Origin of the sequence: Acidisphaera sp. L21, assembly GCF_009765685.1 — a bacterium.
Classification (GTDB): Bacteria; Pseudomonadota; Alphaproteobacteria; order Acetobacterales; family Acetobacteraceae; genus LMUY01.
On record NZ_LMUY01000060.1, the window covers coordinates 1 to 3,609 of the forward strand.

The 3,609-nt window shown below is 56.2% G+C and carries 2 protein-coding genes; both read right to left on the bottom strand.

The features are described from left to right. Nucleotides 1–997 precede the first annotated feature (997 nt). Nucleotides 998–1,597 (bottom strand): GNAT family N-acetyltransferase, encoded by a 600-nt coding sequence (locus GSQ76_RS11850; RefSeq protein ID WP_158744123.1) that lies wholly within the window; start codon nt 1,595–1,597, stop codon nt 998–1,000. A gap of 780 nt (nt 1,598–2,377) precedes the next feature. After that, nucleotides 2,378–2,878, bottom strand: a complete 501-nt coding sequence (locus tag GSQ76_RS11855) for an immunity 50 family protein (protein ID WP_216851012.1) — start codon at nt 2,876–2,878, stop codon at nt 2,378–2,380. Nucleotides 2,879–3,609: the final 731 nt, after the last annotated feature.

Genomic DNA, 3,609 nt, shown 5'->3' on the forward strand with positions numbered 1-3,609 from the left:
GCTTCCCACCCACCTGACCGTGTCGGCATCACTCAGAGACAAGATTTGACATCGATGCCCTCAATGATGTCGCGCCGCAGGTGGCACATCATGGTCGCGCGCCACGATCAGCCGGATCATGCTACGGGCCGTTCACGCCAATTCCAATTGGTTCTAACGCAAAACAAGGCGGCATGGTAGAATAAGGTATGATCGGCCTCGTCCTAGTCTTGAGTCTCTTTGGTCTCGTGATTGGCCTTTGGCGGCTTCGATACGCTTGGGATCAATCAGGAGGCAAACAGTACATCGACTTAGACGGTAAGGAATGGGTTATCTACTCTCCGGCTGGTTCTAATCCGTCAGCAGTCGGAGGCAATGGTGATGCCGGCCATTGCGGTGCCCACGGCGACGGTGGCGGGTGTGCCGGCGGTCATTGAATTGACTCGGCTTGCCGAGTTGCATGCCCTAGTTCACCTACCCCAGTGACGCGCAATTACATCAATCACCGCGACTACGGCACCCAAGTTTGGCCAGAAGTAAATTCTGAACCAAGCCGAAAACAGGTTCGCCTTCCGCCATGCGATCCACGCCTCCGCTTCCGCGTGTGAGATAGGCGTTTGGACACCATCGACCATCTCCCAGAGCAACTTCCTTCCCTCTTCCTCAGGCGCTCCGAGGAGGTAATGGACCCCAGCGACGCCCAGTCGCTATAATTGCTCTATGAGGCGTTAGTGCCTCAGTAGACGATCACGACGCGACCCTCAGGAGCCAGCCCGATGCCCGTCTTCCTCCAGACTGCCATGGTCGCAGCGGCCGTCATCGCTGGCTCCGCCCAAGCCTCCGTAGCGCCTGCTGTGCCCCGGTCCCGAGCGCATAGCATTGCCCCACGTGTCACTCAGATCGAGCCTGTAGCGCCTTCTGCGGCCACTGCACAGGTCGTTCCGCCTGTCGTGGAGAAGGTTAAGCCGCGAGCAGCGACGCCGACTACCAGCGTAGGTGAGTTGACCTTGCCACAGGTTTATATCCCGAGTGCTGGTGGGTGAAAGTTGACCTTTGCCCCCCCCGGGTTGTGGCCGCTCAGGACCAACAGGAAACGTCCGCGACGAGAAAGGGTCTCTGGGATTTGATATTGCACATAGTCCCTAGACATCAGCGTCACAGGCAGCTTTCCCGCTCGATCTACGATCTCCACGACCCGCCAACCCGCCCTGAGATAGACGCGTTCAGCCGTATTGGTAAACAACCATGCTGTCTTTACTGACGCTTGACGACAAGCTGAATCGAATGCCTCAAGCAGATGATAGATGTAACCCTTTCCGCGCCGTGCGGGGATCACGCAAACACCGGCTAGCCAAGGCGTCAGAGTCGGCCGCTCGTCGAGGTCTTTTCTGGCAAGTGTCACTGTGGCAATGGGCATATCGTTCGCCAGCAAAATTAGCGTCTGTGGAGCACCGGCCTCTTTGCAACATTCGGCATATATTGCCTGAGTTTCTTCGAGGGACCGTCCCTCTTCTTTCCACCATTGGTGCCAAAGCCACTCAGCTATTACAGGCAATAGGTCCGGTCTCGTTCTCACCGAAACGACCTCCAAGCGCTCATTGTCTATCAGTTTTGTCATGCTCGCTCCGGATCATGCCGCACTGAGTAAGGGATGGATCGTGCTAATGCTACGATTATCGTTGAACAAAAACTTCCCGGTCCGTAGACGAGCGTAACCTCGGGTTAGCTCCTTTAGCTCCACTAGGAAGGTGGGGACTGATGCCGAACGCCTTCTGGCAGATCAGCATGAACTCAACAACTCTATGAAGAAGCTTCCAATCAAATGCTTTCGAAACGTACATAGCCCTTCATTGTCTCGTTCTGTATCGGTGCTAGCGGTGGTTGCACCCGTATCATCGAATAGCAGGGTACGTCTTTGAAGGCCGTCGAGCACCGTTACTGCTTGGTCACCCCAAGGGAACCACACCGGTCTCTTCGATGTCCGCGCGATCTTCTCGTGGTAATAAGGGTATAACAGGGCGAGATGAACGTAATCCCCTGACCGAAGGCCCATGGGCACGATGGTAGCGGCGACCGCCAGCACAAGAAGGCGCTGGCCAGACAACCACCATCGTTTGCTAATTAGGGCTGACCCGGCTCCGACCAGTACCACGATCATGCTGATGATGATCACCAGCAATGATATCATCGCGAGTAGAAACCCAAGCGGACCGGGAAGGAGGGACATCAGGGTGCTACCCGCAGTCGAAGCACCGAGCAGGAACAATACCGTCCGAACTGGCGGGTTCGCGGCACAGGCCCGGACGCGACCCTTGCTGACATTCATGCAGCGAGGGTAGTCGTTGTGACCGTTTCGGGAAAGTGGGGCGAGCATGCGTGGTTTGGGAAGAGAACTATCTCAGTCGTGTTTGCTAGGCTCGCCCGGCGCAAAGGTAATTGAGACCGAGCGTGCCCGGATCAGCCCGGAGAGCCCAAAGCAGTGCTGTAGCTCAACTTCGATGTCCTGCGGCAGCGGATTGAGAGAAAGATAGGGACTTCGCTCGGGGCGATCAGGCGCGGGACGTATGGTAAGTCCAAAAAGGACGTTTTGGACGCTAAAGCCCTCCAGTTGCAGGTCCATGATGCCGGTCAAGGTGAAGGTGAAAACGGCGTGCCGGTCAGGCACTAGGTGCCTGTCCTCATCTGATGAGGGCGTCATAATCCAGTAGTAGAGTCGTAAGAAGCTCTCGCCTTTGCGGTTTAGATGCAGGCCAAGAACCTCGGCGTCATGGAAAGTGGGCGGCACGTCATTGAACCACCGCACAACCTCAGGCCCACCGGGTAACACATTGTAGAGCATCGTGGCGTTGTCTTTGACCATGCCAAGCATTGGACCAGTGATGCCCAAATTCCGCAACATATAACTCCTCCTGAAGGGCCGCCAGTTACAGGGTCCAGTCAGCGCCAAGTATTCGGCCGTAGCGATTAGGGCCGGATCGTGCTACGCGCAACACGCCGAGCCGCTCTCCTTCTCCGCAGCCCGGTGGGCAAACAATGGACCCCTTTTGGACACGGTGACTTCAGGCGTCCCGCAATCTTACCCAGAGGCTGAAATGGTGGCCGAGAAGCTGGAGAGGGCACGAGCCGTGCATTACGCCGTTGCCGGCCGAAAAGACCGAACCCCTCATCGAGTTCGAACCCTGAAATGCTACGGTCTCATACTTGAGGATCGACCACGTAGCCGTTTTGCTCACTCGTTGTGGCTTGTCAAAATACCCGATGGCCTTTCCTTCAGACAGGCCATAGCACTCTCCCGCTTTATAGACCGAACAAGGCCTCTGTATCGGATGGGTCACATCTCCCGTATGTTGCAAGAATACGCAGGTTGCTCGACGATGAAGTTCTACACTTCTCCTCTCCGAAGAAACCGCCGAAGAAGACTGAACCGAATTCACAGACATGCATTGCCATTGGCTTGAATACACCTTCCGGGTTTGATCCAATCTTGCCGCCAACGTGCCATGCTTGAGCGGGACGTTCCATCTCTCTCGAAACGGTTTGCCTGAAAGGAAAACCACGTGGCTCCACGGATCACGATGAAGACCACGCCCGATGGGGAACTCGAAATCTGGCTCAACGAGCAGGGCCGTG

Excerpts from the sequence above, each read along its gene's own strand:
- GSQ76_RS11855 (WP_216851012.1), bottom strand. The coding sequence starts at position 2,878 with ATGTTGCGGAATTTGGGCATCACTGGTCCAATGCTTGGCATGGTCAAA.
- GSQ76_RS11850 (WP_158744123.1), bottom strand. The coding sequence starts at position 1,597 with ATGACAAAACTGATAGACAATGAGCGCTTGGAGGTCGTTTCGGTGAGA.